The sequence below is a fragment of the Dactylosporangium sp. NPDC049525 genome (genome assembly GCF_040676755.1).
GTDB lineage: Bacteria > Actinomycetota > Actinomycetes > Mycobacteriales > Micromonosporaceae > Dactylosporangium.
Genome location: NZ_JBFAPO010000152.1, coordinates 1 through 1,707 on the forward strand (window position 1 = coordinate 1; position 1,707 = coordinate 1,707).

Genomic DNA, 1,707 nt, shown 5'->3' on the forward strand with positions numbered 1-1,707 from the left:
ACGCCGACGAACACGCCGACCGGGCCTGACGCGGCGGCGTGTGCCCGGGTGTAGCCGGCGTCCTGCAGCGTCTCGTACGCGCATTGCAGGAACAGTCGTTCCTGCGGGTCGAGCAGTTCCGCGTCGGCGGGCGCGATGTTGAAGAACAGCGGGTCGAACTCGTCGACGCCGTCGAGGAAGCCGCCGCGGACTCCGGTCGTTCCGGCGAAGCCGGCCCGGTCGGCGGGCAGTCCGGTGACGCAGTCCCGTCCGTCGCGCAGCGCGGCCCAGAACTCGTCGACGGTGCCGGCTTTCGGGTACCGGCCGGCGAGGCCGACGATCGCCACGTCGCCAGTGGGTGTGGTGCGCCGCCGCCCGCCCGGGACCCGCCGGATGGCCCGGCCCGGCGCGGTCGCCGCGATCGCCGGGGGTTCGCCGATGACCGCTCCGAGGCGGTCGCCGTGATGCCGCACAAAGTACGCCGCCAACCCCGACACCGACCGGTGCTCGAACAACAACGTCTTCGGCAACACCCCGAACACCGGCTCCAACCGCCGCACCACCTCCAACGCCACAATCGAATCCACACCAAACACGTCGAGGGGCTCATCCACCCCCAACCGCTCCACCGGCACCCGAATCACCGACGCCAACAACCCCGCCACATACCGCACCACCTGACCCGACACATCCCCCTGCGCCGGCACTGCCGCGGTGGTGGTGGTCGGCCGGTCGCCGTCGACGGGGTGTGCGGTCAGGCCGGTGAGCCGCGCCCAGACCCGGCCGTCGGCGTCGCACAGGTCGATGTCGGAAGTGGTGCCGCTGGTGCGCAGCCACGCCCAGGTCTCGGCGGGGCGGGGACCGAACACGGTGATCCGGTCCAGGGCGAACGGCAGCGCGAGGCCGCCCTGCCCATCGAGGTGCAGGGCAATACCGGCGTGCAGGGCGGCGTCGAGGATAGCCGGATGTAGGACGTACGCGGGGTCCGTGGCCTGGATGCTCGCGGGCACGGCGAGCCGGGCGAGGACCTGGCCGTCGCCGGTGGACAGTTCGGTGAGGCCGCGCAGGCCCGGGCCGTAGGCGACGCCCCATCCGGCGAGGGCGTCGTAGCAGGCGTCGACCGGCACCGTGGTGCCGCAGGCGGCGCGGACCGCGGCCAGGTCGACGCGCGGCGCCTCCTGCGGGGTCAGGGTCGCCTCGCCCTGGACGTGGACGATCGGTTCGCCGTCCGGCGACGGCAGGCTGACGATGTCGAACGTCATCCCGGTGTCGGTGCCGTCGGGGGCGAGCAGGACCTGCAGCACCGTCTCCGGTGCGGTGGTGGTGACGGGTCGCAGCCAGGTGACGTTCGACAGGTGCACGGCCCCGGCGGACGCGTCGCCGGCGAGGGTGGCGGCGGCGCGGGCCATCTCCAGGGACACGACGGCCGGCAGGATCGGGCGGCCCTGGACCTGGTGGTCGGTGAGGTAGAACTCGGTGCCGGTGAGCGTGGTCTCGAACCGCTGGCCCAGCAGCGTGGACGTGTTGCGGTGGACGAGCGCGTGCAGCGGCGCGCCGTCGGTGCCGCCGCCGACCGTCGGGCGGCCGGTGGGCAGCCAGTACCGTTCACGGGCGAACGGATACGTGGGCAGGCTCAGTGGTTGCGGGGTGCCGTTGGGGTACAGCCGCTGCCAGTCGACGTCGCCTCCGGCGACCCAGCCGTCGGGGTCGGCCGGCGCGGCCGGGCCG

At 73.6% G+C, this 1,707-nt stretch carries 1 protein-coding gene; it reads right to left on the reverse strand.

The window, feature by feature from the left end; translation table 11 throughout:
- A partial coding sequence (locus AB0K00_RS57720; RefSeq protein ID WP_363540216.1) for a polyketide synthase dehydratase domain-containing protein occupies nucleotides 1-1,707 on the reverse strand: 1,707 nt, incomplete at both ends.